This is a genomic window from Alistipes sp. ZOR0009 (genome assembly GCF_000798815.1).
GTDB lineage: Bacteria > Bacteroidota > Bacteroidia > Bacteroidales > ZOR0009 > Acetobacteroides.
In genome coordinates this window covers 1-18,938 of the sequence record NZ_JTLD01000048.1, presented here as the reverse complement: position 1 = coordinate 18,938, position 18,938 = coordinate 1, and the positions used below count along the sequence as shown (strand labels likewise).

Below are 18,938 nucleotides of genomic sequence, written 5' to 3'. Positions count from 1 at the left end.
AAAGATAGGGACTTCATCCCGAAGTCCCTACCCTTACAAACTACTACAAACAAATCTATTATGAATAACTCACAGTATTTCTACTGCGTCGATTGAAAATCTTCTATATCGTAAATGCTACACCTCTGGTTTCAAAATCCAAGGTGCTCTAGATCCATTTTTTACAAAAATCTTTTCAACGTTCTTTTTCCCGTTGATATTAAGTTTTACGGTTGCAACCAAAACGCCACCTTCATTTTCTAGATTTACCTTGTTTACTACAACAAAGTTTTCTTCTGTAGGATAAAAAGCCTGAAACGAACCGACTACCTCATTTTGGTATACAATTCTAACAGGGAGTGCATCCCCTGCTACCGAACTCTCCATAAGAGATTTAACCTCTTCCGTGATTAAACTCTTACGCACTAGCAGTCCATCTAGCGCATTGCTGCTGGCAGATACAGATCCTACCAAACCTAAAGCAATAATTCCTAAACACAATGCCTTTCTCATTCCGTCCTTATTATAACAAGGTTTCAAAAAAACACCTTAACCGTGATTTAAATGCTTCAAAACTCAAAACAACACGATTACACATTGTAAGTTTATAAGCCTATTTTGGTTTTGTTTTGCAATGCAAAGGAATACTTTTTATTTCAATCCAACACTCACCCAAAAGCACAATTAGGATTCTTTAATACACATAAAACGATAATTATCATTGTATTCCCTATTGCATCATCCTAATTAAACACTTACTATCAACCCATTACAAAACTAGACTAACAAAGCATTTTTGTTCAAAACAATTCCTGCTGAGCTAATACAACAAAATTCATTTAACAGTAAATAGAACAGTATAAAGCTGTTTCTCTGAAAAAGATTAAAAAATGAAAGGTAAAACACCTTATATAATTAAAAACAAACAACAGAATAGGTAAATAAGCATGTCTAACCAAGTATAAGAACAACGAGAAACTCTAAAATAGATTACAAGTAAAAACAGAGCGTAACAAATAAATCATTAATTTGGTAAAAATAAAAGATAACCAATTAAACCGCATATGAGATTTAGAAAACCGTTAGAGACTCTGATAAAGGAGTCGCAAGAAACGGGAGAGCACTCGCTCAAACGTAGCCTTGGAAGTATTAATTTGGTCGCTCTAGGAATTGGGGCAATTATTGGAGCCGGGTTATTTTCGCTCACCGGCATTGCTGCTGCAGATAATGCAGGAGCAGCAGTTACGCTTTCATTTGTCATTGCCGCTGTTGGGTGCGCATTTGCAGGTCTTTGCTATGCAGAGTTTGCATCAATGATACCAGTAGCAGGAAGTGCGTACACCTACTCCTATGCAACGATGGGAGAACTCGTAGCCTGGATTATAGGCTGGGACTTGGTGCTAGAGTATGCCTTAGGGGCAGCAACCGTTTCTGTAAGTTGGTCTTCGTATCTTTCGAAATTTCTTGGAAATTTTGGAATTTCACTCCCATACGAGCTAACCCATGCGCCTATGGATTCAATGACATTAGCAGACGGTAGCGTTGTATCTGGATTTATCAATCTTCCGGCTATTTTTATTGTATTTGCCCTCTCCATGCTACTTATAAAAGGAACAAAAGAGTCTGCGTTCCTAAATGGGCTGCTTGTAGCGCTTAAAGTAACTGTAGTTTTAGTTTTTATTGCTATTGGGTGGCATTTTATAAATCCAGCCAACCACACTCCTTTCATTCCCGAAAATACTGGCGTATGGGGAGAATACGGCTGGTCTGGGGTATTCAGAGGTGCAGCAGTAGTTTTCTTTGCCTACATTGGGTTCGATGCGGTATCAACCGCGGCACAAGAGAGTAAAAATCCAAGGGTGGGAATGCCCATCGGGATACTAGGCTCACTCGTGATAAGCACAATACTATACCTCCTTTTCTCATACGTTATGACAGGAATGGCAAACTATACCGAGTTTAAAGGGAGTGCCGCGCCTGTTGCTGTAGCTATTGCCAAAACGCCCTATGCTTGGCTTCAACAATTTATCATACTGGCAATTCTCGCAGGGTACACGTCTGTGATATTGGTAATGCTTTTAGGTCAATCTCGCATTTTTTACTCTATGTCCAAAGACGGACTTCTTCCCTCTATTTTCTCGAAGATCCACCCTAAATTTAAAACGCCCTACAAGAACAACCTACTATTTGCAATTTTCACCTCACTACTAGCAGGGTTTGTTAACATATCAGACCTCGGACATATGGTAAGCATAGGAACCCTATTTGCCTTTGTTCTCGTTGCTATTGGGGTAATGATAATGCGGAAGACGCAACCCGATGCGCCAAGAGCATTCAAAACTCCACTTGTTCCTCTAGTTCCTATACTGGGAATTGTTGTTTGCCTAGCAATGATGCTCTCTCTTCCGATAGTTACTTGGATTCGCCTTTTCATCTGGATGGCAATTGGATTTACCATATACTTCACATACGGGAAAAACCATTCGCTCATTAGGAATGCGAAGAATTTTTCAGAAAAATAAAAAGAAAGGATGCTGTAGCATCCATTCTTTTTTATTTCATCATTTCTCCTGAAGAAAAGCTCTATTGTAACTGCTTCAGCGCATCCAAAATGGTATGCTTAGGCTGCAACCCCGTTTGGCGCCACCTTATCTGCCCCCTTTGAAATATCATCATGGTAGGGACACTCCGTACTTGATAGCGCGACGCGACTTGAGGATTTTTGTCCACATCAACCTTCAGAATACGAACAGATTCTCCTAAAGCCGCCGCAAGTTCCTTTAGTATTGGTGCCTGCATTTTACAAGGAGAACACCATTCTGCAAAAAAGTCCACAATGACGGGCTTATCAGATTCTATCAGCGCTTCAAAATTCCCCTTCATTTGCCATTGTATTTAGGTGAAAAATATAAAAGAAACAAAAAATACAGCCATCAGCTCTGTGCAATTGCGTCATTCCCTTTCTGCCAATTACGTTTAACGTCATTCACGTATGCAGCGGCCGAAAGTGCAGCAATAGTCCCATCTGCTACGGCTGTTGTAATTTGGCGGTAGCGCTTAGCTGTTGAATCTCCCGCAGCAAAAACGCCTGCAATAGAAGTTTGCATATCTGCATCAACAACAATCTCGCCCTTGCTGTTCAAACTTACAGTATCCTCCAAAAACTCCGTATTAGGAACATAGCCAATAAAAACAAAAGCACCATCAGTCCTGTACCTCGTTTTTGCCCCTGTTTTCAAATTACGAATGACAACTCCCTCCAACCTCTCGTTCCCGAAATACTCCTCGATGGTCGACTCCAAGATTGTGCTGATTTTAGGATTAGCCTCTACCTCCTCAATGGCATGCTCGAAAGCCTGAAAATGATCAAATTGGTGTACAACAGTTACCTTTGTTGCATACTTTGTAAGCGAAACGGCCTCCTCTAAGGCTGAGTTACCTCCACCAACTACAACAATTTCTTTTCCTGCAAAAAAATCACCATCACAGGTTGCACAATAGGATATACCGCGCCCCTTAAACTCCTCCTCTCCGGCAACTCCCAGCGTACGAGAACGGCCACCTGGAGATAGTATTACCGCATGAGCAAAAAAGGTTTTACCACCAATTAGGCTCACCATCTTTTCTGAGCCATCCAGTTTTATATCAACAATCTGAGTATTGGATATAATGTCGCATCCGAAACTCTTGGCCTGCTTACGCATAATACCAGACAGCTGGTAGCCGCTTATGCTCTCAACTCCTAGATAGTTGGCAATTTCGTGCGTTAAAATCATCTGCCCACCAACCATCCCTTCGCTAATTATTAGCGTTCGTAGCTTAGCCCTCGAAAGGTAAATGCCCGCCGTTAAACCGGCAGGCCCTGCACCTAAAACAATGGCATCATACTTATTGCTAGTTTCCATTGTCCTACTTTTTTACGCCACCAAATTCGATATCAAGGATGCTTCTTACCTGCACCATATTTTGAATGCTAGTAGTTGCCTTAACAATTTTTCCCTTTTTATAGTACACAACATAGGGGAGCCCCATAAAGCCTCGGCACTCAGGAGCATTGCGAATAATGTGAGCCTCCGGATTATCAAATTCCATGTCAAAAAACTTCGCATGAGCATACTCCTCTTCAAGTTCCTCCATTATTCCGTAAACAGGAATACACATAGGCCCCATGCGACCACAACAAACCATTACATTCTCGTTTTCGTTGATAATCCTCACTAGCTCATCGGCTGTGGTGATGTGATTTAAATTTGTGTAAAGCATACTATTTGATTTTGTTTTTATTCAAAAGAATAGGAACGTTTAGTCCATAAACACGATTCAAATGTAGCCTACCACGCATCCTTCTACAATAAAAACGAGAGTATCCAAACCAACTTCAATATTGATTTTCATCAAGATTATTGTTGATTTGTTTTTACCTTTACGTTGCAATGAGTCATGCTATGAAAACAATACTAGAAAACGACAACGATTTTTTTTGCGACATACAGGCGCCATGCTTTCAGCAGCTAAGTCCCGAAGAAATAGAGTTTATAGGCAACAGCAAAACCCAGGTGCTATTCCGGAAAGGTGAAAACCTAACCAAGCAAGGAGCCTTTGCTTCGTACGTTCTTTTCTTGGTGAGCGGAATTGCCAAGCAGTACGTAGAGGGCGATGCAGGCAAGAGCTACAACCTACGAATGGTTATTCCAGGAGAATTCGTTGGGCTAACCTCCGTTTTTACCCACAAACCATACAACTACTCCACCATTGCGCTTACCGACGTGCAAGCCTTTTTGGTTGACAACAATTCACTACTTAAGGTAGCCCAAAACAACGGGAATTTTGCTATAGGTATTATTAAAAGATACAGCTTGCAAAACAATGGCCTTTTTGACAATATACGCACTTTAATGTACAAGCAGATGAACGGGCGCATGGCTGAAGTACTGCTTTATATTGATGGCATTAAAGTTGAAGGTATTGATATTTTTGCTCAGCTATCGCGCAAAGAAATTGCAGAATTTGCCGGAATATCCACCGAAAATGCGGTAAAGATTTTAAAATCGTTCGAAAAAGATAACCTTATCAAACTCGAGGACAAAACCATTACCATCTTAAACAGCAACCATCTTGCCGAAATATCAAAACACGGGTAGTAATCCTGCTATATAAAAAATTGGAGCCTAAAAAATACACTCTAGGCTCCATTCGATAGTCACATTTCACTTCATTGTAAGGAATTCAATCTCCTCGCTTTCGCTACTCCTTCGGCTTATACTCCTTCACTTTAATAAGTGGTGCATCAAATCGTCTCCTCGACTGAGAAACACCGCAGCCACCAGCACCACAAAGGGATATATTAAATATCGCTTGCACCAAAAAGAGAATCCCCACCAAGTTGTACATGGCATCCTTTTGGTACAAACCAAAACCTAGTGAGGTTAACCCCATAACCAAGTAAAGTATCCGAGCAAAGTGCCAATCCGACAATATGCGCCTTAGCTTATCTCTCATTACTAACAGATATTTCTAATTTAAGCGCTATTGAACATTAAAGATATCCTTAAAAGCTTCCTTAAACGTATTCTTAGGAAGCGCTCCGGCCGACATCTGAGGCTGTCCTTCAACCGGAATGAACAGTATCGATGGAATGCTACGGATGCCGAAAGCCCCTGAGAGCTCCTGCTCCACTTCTGTATTAACCTTGTAGAAATCAATTTTCCCTTCAAACTCGCTGCTCAGCTCTTCAATAATCGGAGCAACCATCTTACACGGAGCACACCAATCGGCATAAAAATCGATCACCGCTGGCTTATCTCCTTTAAACTTCCATTCCTTAGACTCGTCGTAGTTAAAAACTAAATCTTTAAACTCCTGTGTTGTAATGTTCTTTGCCATATTCTGTTTTATTTAATTATTCATCTCAAAGCGCCATATTTTATGGCCTTGCTTACAGTAGCAAAGGTAAAAACACTGACAACCACATTTAGCAAAGCCTTATTGACATGCATCAACTTTTGAGATGATATAAAACCACCCGCAAAAGGTAGGGCTTGGCTATACGTACTAATTAACACAAACCAGATCCATTCGCCCCACAAATTCAGACATTACAGACAGACAACCTCTTTAACGAGCTACACAACCTTCTAAAAGCTATAATATACTCCTTACCCGCCTCCATTCTCACCCCATTTCAATGCGACAAAATTGATGCTAAGAAATATTGGCAAGACTTTTGCAATATTTGGACAGCTATACAAAGCGCTTATTGGGGCATTCCTCTTTACGGAATTGCCATGCACGACTAAAAAAACTAAAATAACACAGGTATGAAGAAACTTTTTGTAATCATTGCGGCCGTTGTGCTATCATTTGGAATGGCGAATGCTCAAAATCCAATTCCGCAGGGACAAAGATTCCTTAACGCTGGACTTGGTTTTTCTAACCACGGGATTCCTGTAAATGTAGGCATGGACTTTGGCGTTGGGAGCGACATCTCCTTAGGCTTTGATGTAACCCACCGCTTTGACTACGAAGATGCCAACTGGGGCGCTGCCGGTAATGCAAACTACCATTTTAACCGTTTGCTAAATATCCCTAGCAGCTTCGACCTATATGCAGGACTAAACATTGGAGCTAAATTTGGAAACGATAATTCGGGGCTAGACTTAGGAGCCCAAATTGGTGGACGTTACTTCTTCACCAACAATTTTGGCCTTAACTTACAGTTCGGAGGAGGCAACAACTTCTCGGGAGGTAGAATTGGGGTAACCTTTAAGCTATAGTAACAATTAATTGCGATAGGAAGGGGATGCATCAACGGCATCCCCTTCTTATTTTAGTGGAGCCTTAATTCTTTCGGATAGATGGGCATAGCCCCTTTTTGAGTACAAACAAAAGCGGAAAGGGTTACGGCCTGGCGGTGGATCTCCGCGAGCTTCTGTTCGCGTAAAACACCATCAACCAAAGCTGCCGTAAAAGCATCTCCAGCACCAACTGTATCAGCAACAGCAACCTTCGGTGCCGCTAAAAACGATTTTTCCTTACCAGCAAACAGGAAGCTGCCATTGGCCCCCAGCGTAAGAACAACCATCGCCAAGCCAAAGCCTGTTAGTAGTGCATTACATCGGTCGGTAGGCGAGCCTGCTAGCCCGAACATCTCCGAAAGCACCTCCAACTCGTCCTCATTTACTTTAAGTATGTTGGCATAAAAAAGCGATTCCTCAATTATCTCGCGGCTGTAGAAATGCTGCCTCAGGTTGATGTCAAAAACCAGCAGGCAGTCCACAGGAGCCATTTCGAGCAACACCCTAATCGAATTGCGAGACATATCGCCACGCTGTGCCAACGTGCCAAAACAAATAGCATCGGCAGCAGCAACGGCAGCTGCCATTTGAGGAATTATCACCAGATCGTCCCAAGCCACGTTGGCTTTAATATCATAAAATGGGATGCCCTCTTTAAGGGTTACCTCAACGGTACCTGTTGGCTTAGACGAAGCGTATAAAAGATGGTTAACCCTTTTTTGCTTAAGCAGGGCTGCAGCCTCCTGCCCCAACTTATCGTTCCCAATAGCGCTAATTAGGGTAGCATCAGCGCCAAGTTGCGCCGCATGGTAGGTGAAGTTAGCGGGAGCGCCCCCCAACTCTCGTCCAGAAGGAAGCATATCCCATAGCACCTCACCCAATCCAACTACCTTAAACACCTTCTTTTTTACCATTATTTTCAATTTTAAGGAGAGTTCTTCATAAAATTTCGAGCAAGTAGCGACCCGCTGGCACACCCTCAACCACCCTTCCATCATCAAAATAGAAACTTGTCACCTGCCATTGAGGGCATCTAACGTCCTACTTGTCGAGTTAAAAATTTGCGTTGCCTCGAAAATAAAGCTTCATGCTATCAGTAATTTTAGAGATAAACAGCCGCTACCCACCCAAATAGCTACGGTTTAAGCAACCTACGCAAAGGCAACAGCCCCCATTTTTTCCCAAAAGCAAAGAAACGACAATATAAGCAAAACTTTAATAGAGTTTTAACACAACGCCTCACAACCAAGCATGCGAATCTGTTGTTTCTTATTCTGATGTCAAACCATAATTAAAAAGGATTGATTATGAGCACAGGAAAAATTGTTGCAGGAGTACTTGCCGGATTGGCAGTTGGCGTTACAGTAGGAATTCTTTTTGCACCAGACAAAGGGTCCGAAACTCGTCGTAAGATTGTAAAGAAAGGGCATGACAGTATCGACGGCATAAAAGAAAAACTACATGACATTGCCGACGAAATTTCCAACAAGTTCGGGAAAAAGGCTGCAGCCGAAGAAACAGAGGAAGCATAGCGCACCGAATTAGAAACACCCACTCGCAAACCGTAGAATCATGGAAGAAAAAAATACGCAAGTTGAGCTACTTGTCGAAAAGACCGAACGATTTACCAAAACAAGCCTAGAGCTTTTTAGGTTAAAGGCAATCGACAAATCGACAGACGTCATTTCGTTGGCAACCGCGATTATATTGGCAACCTGCTTTTTTCTTCTGTTTTTCTCCTTTGCGAGCATTGGGTTGGCTCTTTGGGTTGGCGATTTGCTAGGAAAGAACAGCTACGGCTTCTTTGCCGTAGCTCTCTTTTACGGTCTTATTGGGTTGATTCTATTCCTATTCCGCAAGAAGATCATCGTTAGCCCTCTTAAAAACATCCTGATAAACCTATTCGACAAAAAATAGCCCTATGAATACTCCAAATCCATCAATGCTACTAAAGCAGCGCATCGCCGAACTCGAGACTCAACAAAAACAGGAAGGAAAAGAGCTGAAGGAGCAACTTATAGCCACCTACCAAAGCATGCGGTTGGTGAATGTCATCAAGAATTCGCTACGCGAGGTGGTCGAATCGCAGGAAATAAGAGAAGATTTGCTTTCGCTAACCATCATTCAAACCCAGAACTGGATCGGAAGGCTGCTCCAAAAGATGCTTAACGCCAACGAGGATACTCCTATAAAAACAGTAATTATCACCTTGGTACAGGCAGGTATTAGCAACCTGATTGCAAACGGCTTTGAACGATTTAAATGCTACATCGAAAGCTTATTTAACGCGAAAGATGCAGCCCCCAATACCCCAACACCCAATAGCGAAAATGCGGAATAAAAAAGCGGGACCTCCAAAATCCCGCTTTAATTATATTTTTACTTATACAGCACCATGTAGCTCCACGGTCCAAGCGTAAGCTTATCATCCCCCTTTAGCTCAAAGGCTACCTTTGAGAATAGCTCGGAGTATTTCCCCGCATAGTCTTTATCCTTTAGCGTAACACTTACCTGCCTGTCGCTAAAGTTAATGATTGGAATAACGACATTCCCATTCTTCTCTCGTACAAAAGAGATCACCTTATCCTCCATATCGTTGTAGATGCGAACCATTTCGCCACCCCATGCGCCATTCCACAGCGCCTGATTTTTATGCTTAAGATCGAATAACTCCCTGTACATGCTGTAAAAAGGATGCTGCTTCCACTCTATTTCATCCTTATCAAAGAATTTAAGCGAGCGATCGAGCCCCGCTTCCTGTCCGCTGTACACCAACGGCATACCGTTAACGGTACAAGCAAATACCATACAGGCCTGTAACCCTTCACCAAAGTTCGAGAACTGCGTACCCTCCCACGAATTCTTGTCGTGGTTGTCGGTAAATGTCATACGGAAGGCATCGTGAGGAAAGGCATTAACATCGTGCGACATATAGACCACCAATCCTCCGATGCCCTTCTTACCGGTGGTTGCCTTCTTCATCTCGTCCCACAACGACCACGCGTAGGTCATGTCGAAGGCACGCCGATGCATATCGCGCGACTCCCATTCGGCCAGCATAAACACCGGCTTAATGGCATCAAGCTCCGCGCGCACGTTATCCCAAAAGTCAACCGGAATAAAGCCCGCCACATCGCAACGATAGCCGTCGATATCGGCCTCCTTAACCCAGAATTTCATGGCATCGGTCATATACTTGCGCATGGCAGGAACCGTGTAGTCAAAATCTATCACATCGCTCCAATCGTACCAAGGGGTGGGCTGAAATTTCCCCTCGCGGGTTTTGGTGTACCAATCGGGATGGTCGGTGGCCAGCTTGTTATCCCACGCAGAGTGGTTGGCCACCCAGTCGACGATAACATACATCCCCATGCTATGAATCCGCTTAACAAGCGCCTTAAAATCGTCCATAGTGCCGTACTCCGGATTTACCGCCAGGTAGTCTTTTACCGAATACTCGCTGCCCAAGGTTCCCTTTCGGTTCTTCTCTCCTATTGGGTTGATGGGCATCAACCAAATGATATCCACCCCCATCTCCTTAAGCCGCTGCAAATGGCCTTCGAAGGCCTTAAACGTCCCTTCGGGGGTAAACTGACGAAGGTTGACCTCGTAGATGGTGGCATTTTTACTCCATGATGGATGCTTTAGCTCCACGTACTGCTTTGGCTGATAGCGCGCCATCCCATCGCCAGTGGCCTTTTTCTGTCCATCCTTAGTGCCACAGCCTGCCATAAGCAGCAGTAGCAGGATACCCCATAGTACTACCTGTTTTTGAGCCTTCATTTCCTGTTGTGTTTGTAGCCTACGCCATGTATGCTAGCGTTATTTTTTAATGGTGATGATTGCTGCCGCAACGAAGCTAATCGCGAACCGACTGCCCCGTTAGGGATGCTCTTCCGACTCCATTAATGGAATTGTACGGTGCACCAATGTTGAGACCATATCAATATTTAGCTTGTAAACCTCGATCCCGACCACCGGAGCGTGCTGAATCTGCTCGATGCTCGGCTCGTCGTAGCTAAAGGTGCATACGATGCAGGTACAGCGAACGGCGTCGAGCCCTGGCTCCCATAAGCACAAGCTATTAAACCGATCTGCAACCGTAGAGAGGTAGCTCGCCAAGTCTCCTTCGACATGTATGAATACGCCAAGGGTTTCCCGCTGATTAGGCGCGTAAAGCATTAGGGGGATAGAGGACTCGCCGGCCATAACCTTTCGCCCGTAAAAGGTTTCGAGCGAGAGCACTTCGAGCTCGCGGCCAAATAGCTTTTCTCCGTTTTTGATTGCAGCGGTAAAGCGATCAATCAGCTGCACTGCCATCGCATTCTCGTAGTCGCTGGCAAATATCCGAACAAACTCCGAACCGGAAAAGGAGAGCAGCTTGTAGCCTAATCGGTACTCGTAGCCCATATCGTCGGTATCCTCAAACTGGTCGTAATCTTCGGGCTTGTGGCGGATGTACTCGTTAATGAGCTCCATTCTATAGCCCCGGCTTTCGAGCATTGCACGCTGCTTTTCAACCGGAATGCGTAGGCGGAAGCAGGCAAACTTGAACGAATCGTACACATCAACCTTGATATCGGGAAAGTATTCGAGCATATCGCTGCCCACCACCTCCTGCAAATGCGTTACAACCTCCTCGTACTCGTCGTCCTTTACCGCAAAAACGCCCTTGAAGACCTTCGCCCAGAAATACTCCTGCAACTTGGGGTTGGCGAGCATGCTTTCGAGGTGCGCATCAAGCTCCTCCTTTCTTGCGCGAATAAAAAATTTATGCGTCTTAAGCGCCCAGTTTTCGCCAATAGTGCGCTCGGCATAGGCCGCAATGCGAGCTTTCTGCTCGGCATTATCCGTGGCGGCAATCAGCTCGGCAATCCGCGTTTTAAGCAGAACGGTAGACTTTTCGAAGTTACGCTGGGCGTTTTCCTCGTTCATCGCCTCGGTGTAAGCGAGAGCGCGTATACGGTAGGCCAGCCACGAGTTGTAGTTGCTAACAATGCGCATCAGCGACACCCAATCAATGGTGCGAAGCCAAAAAATATTCTTTATCACGCGCATCCAGTGCACAAAAACCTTTCGGATATTGAAGCAGCGCTCGTTATTTACGATGTGCATCAGCAGCTCCTTAAACAGCTCCTCGCCAAGAATAAATTTCAGGGGAAGCACCTCGAAGCAAATAAAGAAGTCGATATCGTCGTGCCCTTCGGTTATCCCCTCGCCAAACTTAAGAATTCGATCTTCGAACATCTCCATTGCCTTGTAGGAATGATCGCTAAAGATACGGTTAAGCAGGCGCAGCTCGTGAGGCTCGAGCGGATACTGCAGCTTCTCGTAGTTGAAGAATGCATACTTAATATAGGCTGAATTACCTTCTGCCAAGTAGAGGTCGACATGCTCCTCTATTTCCCTAATTATTTCGGTATTGCCCATTATCTACTATATTGGTTAATACGCTTGTTTTCTTCCTCATGGTGCCCCAAATTGGGTGGCCAACCAGCACCGCTGCTCCAATTTACGCCTTCTCGGGCACTGCAGCCGGTAAGCCGCCCTGTTTACATGCACACCTGCGTCATATCGGACCGTCAAATACGAATACAAAATACTTAAACATAGACGCAAATACAAATATCATAAATATTTTCCATTAACACTATAACTATTATTTAACTTATTTTGTTTATATTCGCTTTTAATTAATATAGTTACCAATATTCAAGTTTTTGGAGGCGATGAATTCCATTCTACCATTGCTTACAGACATTATCCAGCACGCTTGGGAGCGGCCACTCCATACCGGCCATGCCCCCGCGGTGCTTTTACCCATACCTCAAGGCACCCTTTCAGGATTTAACTTCGCCGAAGAGTTCCGGAATCAAACGCCATCGGCAGCCAATGGCTCCGATTTACGCATAGGAGCCATTGCGGATGAAACAAGGCGCACCGCATCCGGCTTACAGCCCACCCCATTAGCTTTAGCTCGCATCCATTTTGTTTTAGCGCCCATTGCGTTAGCTTTAGCAGCCACCAACTTCATTTTAGAGCTCACCAATTTAGCTTTAGCTCGCATTCCTTTTACGCTAGAGGACACCAAATTAGCTTTAGCGGGCACCGCATTGCGCTCCAAAGGCACCAATTTCGCCTCCCACCCCTTCGCATGTCGCCCAGAAGGCATCGCAGCCAGCTCCGGATACAGCGCGCTCGCTTTAGCGAACACCCCATTCGTACCAGAGGGCAGCCTCCGTACTGCCGATGGCTCCCCATCGGCAGCGCAGGCAAGCGCCCACCCCATAAAAACCTTTCAAATGCTACTAATTAGTAACTAAAACCTTTTTTTGATCATGAAAAAATCAACAAACAACTTCTTAAGGACCTTGCAGGCTGTTAACGCCGTTTTGAAAAAGAACCAAGGTAAGATCGAGAGCTTAGCGGCTCTAGTTGCGGTGTGTACGCTCTTCGACCAATCGCTCGAAGAGGTGGAGGACCTGCTAAAGGTTGCTCCGAGCGACCCCGAACTGGCAACCGAGAGCAAGAATTTGACCCGCACTGCGCTGGAGGTAGAAACGCTAGAGATGGCCCTTGCGCTGCTAGCCATTGCCAACGGTAACAAGAACATGGAGCTTCACCGCTTTAGCAATACTAACGAATCGAAGCTGAGCCACTGCAAAGAGCAGGAGCTGGTAACCTACTGCAAGCAGCTGGCCACTGAAGCGAAAAAGCATCTGGAGAAGCTCGCAGGCTTCAACCTCAAAATGGAAAACATCCAAAAGCTGGAGCAGCTCACCACCGAATTTAACAACCAGATTAGCGTACCTCGAATAAAGATTGGGGAGCGAAAGGCAGCCAACCAAAACCTCGAGCAGGCCATAAATAGAACAATGGACATTCTACGAGATCAGCTAGACATACAGATGGAGGTGATAAAGAGGTCGGAGCCCGAACTCTACAGCGAGTATAAGACCGCCCGCCAGGTGGTTAGCTTGGGTACACGCCACAAGAAAGACGAAGACAACAAGGATAAGTAGCCGATGCTGCCAACAAAAGGTGGAGCCCCATCCCTCCACCTTTTGCCGCCCAAGGCAAGCCCTGCCGAAGGCATCCGCACAAAAAAGAAAGACTTCCGGAATACGCTACTCGAGAAGTCTTATCAACACGTAAATACATAACCTTACCGTTCTCCCCCTGCTGACCACTGCCAGGGGAGCAATTATGAACACCCATACTAACCTAACGCCACAAATGTAAAGGCGCAATATTTCGTTATGATTACCAAAGCATTACCAATTGCTTAAGTTTAAAATTGCAGCATCCACCACATTAATTAAGAAACCAAAACGGCGCTAGCCAAGGTTCCTCGTCACAATATTCGTTATAAGTTGTATCTTTGCATCAACCAAGAAAATAGAACAGTGACTTTCGACGATCTTAATCTGAACGCCCCGCTGAGGAATGCCCTCGAAGAGCTGGGCTATATCTACCCAACACCAATCCAAGCAAGCACATATCCGGCAGCCCTGTCGGGTAAAGATATTGTGGGGATTGCACAAACAGGTACCGGCAAAACGTTTGCCTACCTGCTGCCCATCCTCAAGCAGCTAACCTACTCGGACCAGCGACAGCCCCGAGTGCTTATTGTGGTGCCCACCCGCGAGCTGGTGCTACAGGTTATTAAGGAGATAGAGTCGCTCACCACCTTCATGACCGTGCGCGTTGCGGGCGTGTACGGCGGTGCCAACATGAATACACAGAGGAAAACCATTCACGAGGGGCTAGATATCCTGGTTGCCACGCCCGGTAGGCTGGTAGACCTCACCCTAACGGGAGTACTCCGCCTTAAGTCGATCCAAAAGTTCGTTATCGACGAGGTGGACGAGATGCTGAACCTAGGCTTCCGCCCGCAGGTTATGAGCATGATGGACATGCTGCCCCCCAAGCGCCAAAACTTGATGTTCTCGGCCACCCTAACTCCCGACGTGGAGGAGATTATCACCAGCTTCTTCGACAAACCCGAACGCATAGAGGAGGCGCCCCACGGGACACCGCTCGATAAGATAGACCAGATGTCGTACCTGGTTCCGAACTACAATACGAAGCAGAACCTGCTGGAGCACCTGCTAAACACCGACACCGAGATGAGCCGCGTGCTGATCTTTGTGCGCAACAAGCGCATTGCCGACAGGCTACACGAGCGCCTAAGCGAACGCTACCCCGGCCTGGTGGGGGTAATCCACTCCAACAAGGCGCCCAACACCCGCGTAAACGCCCTTAGGCGCTTCAACGACGGCGAGTCGAAGGTGCTTATCGCCACAGATATCATCTCGCGCGGGTTGGACATCTCCGACGTGTCGCACGTTATCAACTTCGACGCGCCCATGGAGGCCCCAGACTACATCCACCGCATTGGGCGTACCGGCCGTGCCGACAAGAATGGGGTGGCCATCAACCTGGTGGTAGATGCTGATATGGATTACATGGCCGATATCGAGGAGCTGATGGAGATGCAAATCCACGTAGAGCCGATACCTGCCGAGGTGAAGATATCCACCGTCCTAACCGAAGACGAGAAGCAGGCACCCGCCTACGACAAGCACTACCTCAAGGCGCCCTCCATCAAGCAATCGCAGGGTAGCTTCCACGAGAAAAAGGCCAAGAACAAGAAGGTAAACCTAGGTGGCCCAAGCAAGCGCAACAACAAGCACGCCAAGGTGCGCCGCGCCGCGCCTGCCCCATCTAAGAAAACAGGCCGAATGATTGACTAACCGCATCACCTACATACCAAAAAAGCAGCGACTACCATCGCTGCTTTTATATTTTATGCTAGGAGCTGCTAAAAAAGGAACACCCCAACCGTAAAGATAAACTGCTGCGGATGGCTACCAAAGTTGACATTGCTGCCGGCAAGCGTATTGTACGACGAGCCAAGCTTCGAAAGGCTTCCCTCGTAGCGCGCATCAAAGGTCAGAGTCTTTAGAATATCCACACCAACGCCCGCCTGGAATCCCCAGTTGGCCGTTTTCATGCTCTGCCTAACGCCCGTGATATCCTCGATAATATTGCTATTGCCTACAACAATATTAGCTACAGGGCCTGCATTTACGCGTAGCGGACCAAACTTGTAGCCTACAAGAATAGGAATATTCAGGGTATTAAGCTTGTTGATTTCGTTCTTTACCGTAGTTTGCCCAGCGGTAACCTGCGAGAGGGTAATCTCGGTTCTAGACTGAGAGTAGTAGAACTCGGGCTGCACGTAAAAGCCTAGCAGCTTTACGCGAGCAAAGGCACCCGCCTGAAAACCAACCTTAGCGTTATTCTTTACAATTTGCCAGTTGTCGCTCGCACCATTGTTGATGGTTACGTTCTTAAAAACATCCGTAGTGGTGTTAATACCCGCCTTTAAACCGAAGGTAAAGAGCTGAGCATTGGCAAGGGTTGCGCCGCCTAAAAGGGCCAGCATTAATACGAACTTTCTCATAGTATCTAGTTTGAATGATTGCAAAACCAAACCTAAAGCAGCGGACTAAACAATCGGGCGACCCCTTCCTTTAAGCTGTTGATAAACGGGCGTCGCTCCCAGTAGTGTAACGTAATCAGCCTGCAATTTAGTAAATCTGCATGAAACTGTCGCTCCAACTCCTGCGTTACGGCATCATCGTAGATAAACGCAGAGACTTCGAAGTTGTCCTCGAACGATCGAATATCGAGGTTTGCCGTACCCACGCTGGCAAAAGAGCCATCCACCATCATTATTTTGGAGTGATTAAAGCCCTTTTCGTAAAAGTAAAACTTTACGCCAGCCTCAAGCATCTCCGCCAAATACGAAAGGGTACTCCAGTAAACAATGGCCGAGTCGGACTTATGGGGTATCATTATACGCACATCCACGCCGCTAAGCGCGGCCGTCTTTATGGCCGTAAGGATGCTCTCGTTAGGCATAAAGTAGGGTGTAGAGATGTAAATATGCTTTTTAGCCTTGGTTATTGCCGAAAAGTAGGCCTGCATAATGCTTGCCCAGTCGGAGTCGGGCCCAGCACTACAGATTTGAACAGCAGTATCCCCCACCTTACCGAAAGGCGGCAAGTACCGATCTAGCGGCTCGAACGTTTTCCCGCTCACAAAATACCAGTCCATCTGAAAAACCAAGGCCAGCAGGCGTACGGCATCGCCCACCATCTCGAGGTGTGTATCGCGCCAAAATCCAAGCTTGGGATCTCCCTCAATGTAACGATCGGCCACATTAACGCCTCCCACAAACCCCACCTTACCATCTACCACCACAATCTTACGGTGGTTCCGAAAGTTTACCTTACGGGTAAACCACGGAAAGCTAACCTCCATAAAAGGGTACACCTGTATTCCAGCCTGGCGCATCTCCTGTACAAAGGTTGACTTCAGGTACCAGCTTCCCACATCGTCGTAAATAAGGCATACCTCCACCCCTTTGGCCGCCTTTTCGATAAGCAGCTGCTGAATGCGGGTACCAATTTTGTCGTCGGAAAAGATGTAATACTCCAGATGAATGTACACCTCGGCCTTACTAATTGCATCTACAATATGGTCGAAGGTCTCCCCCCCATTATTGAGTATCTTTACGCTATTATTCTCGGTATAAAGCGACTTACTGTTATTCAACAATAAGCCAATTATTGAACGGAAATCAGAACGAACATGCTTACCTAGCTTGTTTTTCGAAAAACTCAGCAGCTGCTCCTCCTGTATTTTATCTATAAAGGCAATATCCTTTAGCCCTTTGCGGCTAAACATCTTCTGCTTCCGATAATTCTGTCCAAAGACAAAATAAAAGATAACCCCAACAATGGGCAATAGGATTATTACCAGCACCCACGAGATGGTTTTAACGGGGTCCCTCTTCTCGTGTATCACCAACCCTACGACAAAAAAGATGGTAAACAGGTAAATCCCCTGAAAGAGGTAGGATAAGTTAATTTGCAACAGGTAATGTAAAATATTCTGCATCATCCATTCATTATTCAGTTAAAAATACTGAATAAACCCCACTCTAGCAAACCTGTTCACCTTTTTCTCAATTTACGTTGGGCAAACAAAAAAATAGCATTGGCTTTAATAGCCAATGCTACGAAACTTATGCAATTTTTATCAAATCTACCTTAACGGAGAATTAGGCTCCTTAGCCATTTCGGCGTACGATAGCTTATCTAGCATTTTGGGAGCTATCCTTTTTAGAAAAACGGTAACCTTACCCATTAGCGTCATTATTAACGTACGGTTGCGATTTACTACACCGTTGGCAATACGGCGTGCAACCTCCTCCGACGTCATCATCTTCCCTTCGTCGCGTGGAGTTTCGCCCTGTTTAACCCCAGCCTCATTGAGCGCGTTTAAACGCACGTTAGAAGCAGTGAAACCAGGAGCCGCAATCATAACATGCAAACCTTTCTTTTGGTTTTCGACACGCAGCGTCTCCAAAAAACCGTGCATGGCAAACTTCGAGGAGGAGTAGCCAGTACGTCCAGGCAGCCCCATAAAGCCAGCAATAGAGCTTACGCCAACAACGCTCCCCCTATTTTCCAAAAGCGAAGGCAACGCATACTTCGTACAGTACACCGTTCCCCAAAAGTTAACATCCATCAGGCGTTTTAAAACGGCCAAGTCGACATCCTCAAATATGGCCCGCATCGATATGCCTGCATTGTTGATGAGAACATCTATTTTTCCGTAAGTCGAGATGCCTAGTTCGACGAAAGACTTGCAGGAAGCTTCATCGGCCACATCCAAAAAAGAGGCAACCGCACTACCTCCGTTTGAAGTAATCTGGGCAACAACTTCATTTAGTTCCTCTGTAGAGCGTGCACCTAGCACCACTTTAGCACCACGGGCGGCAAATTCTAAAGCGCAAGCCCTTCCAATCCCCGATGACGCTCCTGTAATCAGTATTATTTTGTCCTCCATCTGAATATTTCGCATAGTTGCATTGTGTTTGTAATCAAATGAGTAATGTTAATTATTTGAGATATTGCTGCTTGCAGAATTGCAAAAATAGTCAAAAAAGGCGTTTAGGGTGTTGCATGTCCAATAAAAAAACGTACTTTTGCATCCGCATTTGAGAAACAAATGATTCAGTAGCTCAGCTGGTAGAGCACATCCCTTTTAAGGATGGGGTCCTGGGTTCGAGCCCCAGCTGGATCACTT

At 45.6% G+C, this 18,938-nt stretch carries 21 protein-coding genes and 1 tRNA gene; 10 read left to right on the top strand and 12 right to left on the bottom strand.

Annotated features, from left to right (window positions below):
- Positions 1–117: 117 nt before the first annotated feature.
- Positions 118–492, bottom strand: a complete 375-nt coding sequence (locus tag L990_RS13495; protein ID WP_047450368.1) for a hypothetical protein — start codon at positions 490–492, stop codon at positions 118–120.
- A 551-nt stretch (positions 493–1,043) separates the two neighbouring features.
- Between L990_RS13495 and L990_RS13490 the strand changes: the two genes are divergently transcribed.
- Complete coding sequence (locus L990_RS13490; protein ID WP_047450366.1) at positions 1,044–2,501, top strand: amino acid permease; 1,458 nt, start codon at positions 1,044–1,046, stop codon at positions 2,499–2,501.
- Positions 2,502–2,562: 61 nt separating this feature from the next.
- Here L990_RS13490 and trxA (L990_RS13485) read toward each other — a convergent pair whose 3' ends face one another.
- From trxA (L990_RS13485) to L990_RS13475, 3 genes are read right to left on the bottom strand one after another with little or no spacing between them, the layout of a single operon-like run.
- Complete coding sequence (gene trxA / locus L990_RS13485) at positions 2,563–2,862, bottom strand: thioredoxin (protein WP_047450363.1); 300 nt, start codon at positions 2,860–2,862, stop codon at positions 2,563–2,565.
- A gap of 50 nt (positions 2,863–2,912) precedes the next feature.
- Entirely contained in the window at positions 2,913–3,884 is a 972-nt protein-coding gene (locus L990_RS13480; RefSeq protein ID WP_047450360.1) for an NAD(P)/FAD-dependent oxidoreductase, read from the bottom strand.
- A gap of 4 nt (positions 3,885–3,888) precedes the next feature.
- On the bottom strand, positions 3,889–4,242 hold the full coding sequence (locus L990_RS13475; RefSeq protein WP_047450357.1) for a hypothetical protein: 354 nt from the start codon (positions 4,240–4,242) through the stop codon (positions 3,889–3,891).
- A 182-nt stretch (positions 4,243–4,424) separates the two neighbouring features.
- Here L990_RS13475 and L990_RS13470 point away from each other — a divergent pair, with 182 nt between their 5' ends.
- Complete coding sequence (locus L990_RS13470; protein ID WP_052181017.1) at positions 4,425–5,120, top strand: Crp/Fnr family transcriptional regulator; 696 nt, start codon at positions 4,425–4,427, stop codon at positions 5,118–5,120.
- Positions 5,121–5,223: 103 nt separating this feature from the next.
- On the opposite strand, the gene L990_RS13465 is transcribed toward L990_RS13470, so the two are convergent.
- On the bottom strand, positions 5,224–5,478 hold the full coding sequence (locus L990_RS13465) for a hypothetical protein (protein WP_156121585.1): 255 nt from the start codon (positions 5,476–5,478) through the stop codon (positions 5,224–5,226).
- A gap of 27 nt (positions 5,479–5,505) precedes the next feature.
- Positions 5,506–5,862 carry a thioredoxin gene (trxA, locus tag L990_RS13460; RefSeq protein WP_047450350.1) on the bottom strand — a complete coding sequence of 119 codons (357 nt, stop codon included), beginning with the start codon at positions 5,860–5,862 and terminating at the stop codon, positions 5,506–5,508.
- Between the two features lie 434 nt (positions 5,863–6,296).
- Here trxA (L990_RS13460) and L990_RS13455 point away from each other — a divergent pair, with 434 nt between their 5' ends.
- Positions 6,297–6,752, top strand: a complete 456-nt coding sequence (locus L990_RS13455; protein WP_047450347.1) for a hypothetical protein — start codon at positions 6,297–6,299, stop codon at positions 6,750–6,752.
- A 53-nt stretch (positions 6,753–6,805) separates the two neighbouring features.
- Here L990_RS13455 and L990_RS13450 read toward each other — a convergent pair whose 3' ends face one another.
- A complete protein-coding gene (locus L990_RS13450) occupies positions 6,806–7,687 on the bottom strand; it encodes a carbohydrate kinase family protein (protein WP_047450345.1) in 882 nt (293 codons plus the stop codon).
- Positions 7,688–8,080: 393 nt separating this feature from the next.
- On the opposite strand from L990_RS13450, the gene L990_RS13445 reads away from it, so the two are divergent.
- From L990_RS13445 to L990_RS13435, 3 genes are read left to right on the top strand one after another with little or no spacing between them, the layout of a single operon-like run.
- Positions 8,081–8,305 (top strand): YtxH domain-containing protein, encoded by a 225-nt coding sequence (locus tag L990_RS13445; RefSeq protein WP_081981711.1) that lies wholly within the window; start codon positions 8,081–8,083, stop codon positions 8,303–8,305.
- Between the two features lie 40 nt (positions 8,306–8,345).
- Positions 8,346–8,690: a hypothetical protein gene (locus L990_RS13440; RefSeq protein WP_047450342.1), complete on the top strand. Its 345-nt coding sequence runs from the start codon at positions 8,346–8,348 to the stop codon at positions 8,688–8,690.
- Positions 8,691–8,694: 4 nt separating this feature from the next.
- Complete coding sequence (locus L990_RS13435) at positions 8,695–9,114, top strand: hypothetical protein (RefSeq protein ID WP_156121584.1); 420 nt, start codon at positions 8,695–8,697, stop codon at positions 9,112–9,114.
- A gap of 38 nt (positions 9,115–9,152) precedes the next feature.
- Here the strand turns inward: L990_RS13435 and L990_RS13430 are convergent, their stop codons facing one another.
- Positions 9,153–10,556: an alpha-amylase family glycosyl hydrolase gene (locus tag L990_RS13430; RefSeq protein ID WP_197057296.1), complete on the bottom strand. Its 1,404-nt coding sequence runs from the start codon at positions 10,554–10,556 to the stop codon at positions 9,153–9,155.
- Between the two features lie 99 nt (positions 10,557–10,655).
- Positions 10,656–12,203: a hypothetical protein gene (locus L990_RS13425; RefSeq protein ID WP_047450336.1), complete on the bottom strand. Its 1,548-nt coding sequence runs from the start codon at positions 12,201–12,203 to the stop codon at positions 10,656–10,658.
- A gap of 299 nt (positions 12,204–12,502) precedes the next feature.
- Here L990_RS13425 and L990_RS20065 point away from each other — a divergent pair, with 299 nt between their 5' ends.
- The 3 genes from L990_RS20065 (at position 12,503) to L990_RS13410 (ending at position 15,529) form a co-directional block, all read left to right on the top strand.
- Positions 12,503–13,096, top strand: coding sequence for a hypothetical protein (locus tag L990_RS20065; protein ID WP_156121582.1), 594 nt, complete (start codon positions 12,503–12,505; stop codon positions 13,094–13,096).
- A 15-nt stretch (positions 13,097–13,111) separates the two neighbouring features.
- Positions 13,112–13,795: a hypothetical protein gene (locus L990_RS13415; RefSeq protein WP_047450331.1), complete on the top strand. Its 684-nt coding sequence runs from the start codon at positions 13,112–13,114 to the stop codon at positions 13,793–13,795.
- 384 nt (positions 13,796–14,179) lie between these two features.
- The gene (locus L990_RS13410; protein ID WP_047450327.1) at positions 14,180–15,529 is read left to right on the top strand and encodes a DEAD/DEAH box helicase; all 1,350 of its coding nucleotides are present in this window, start codon (positions 14,180–14,182) and stop codon (positions 15,527–15,529) included.
- 68 nt (positions 15,530–15,597) lie between these two features.
- Here the strand turns inward: L990_RS13410 and L990_RS13405 are convergent, their stop codons facing one another.
- The 3 genes from L990_RS13405 to L990_RS13395 form a co-directional block, all read right to left on the bottom strand.
- Positions 15,598–16,242: a porin family protein gene (locus L990_RS13405; RefSeq protein ID WP_047450324.1), complete on the bottom strand. Its 645-nt coding sequence runs from the start codon at positions 16,240–16,242 to the stop codon at positions 15,598–15,600.
- A 32-nt stretch (positions 16,243–16,274) separates the two neighbouring features.
- On the bottom strand, positions 16,275–17,747 hold the full coding sequence (gene cls / locus L990_RS13400; protein ID WP_052181016.1) for a cardiolipin synthase: 1,473 nt from the start codon (positions 17,745–17,747) through the stop codon (positions 16,275–16,277).
- A 144-nt stretch (positions 17,748–17,891) separates the two neighbouring features.
- Positions 17,892–18,713 (bottom strand): SDR family oxidoreductase, encoded by an 822-nt coding sequence (locus L990_RS13395; RefSeq protein WP_047450321.1) that lies wholly within the window; start codon positions 18,711–18,713, stop codon positions 17,892–17,894.
- 149 nt (positions 18,714–18,862) lie between these two features.
- On the opposite strand from L990_RS13395, the gene L990_RS13390 reads away from it, so the two are divergent.
- Positions 18,863–18,935: transfer RNA gene (locus L990_RS13390), tRNA-Lys, on the top strand.
- Positions 18,936–18,938 lie beyond the last annotated feature (3 nt).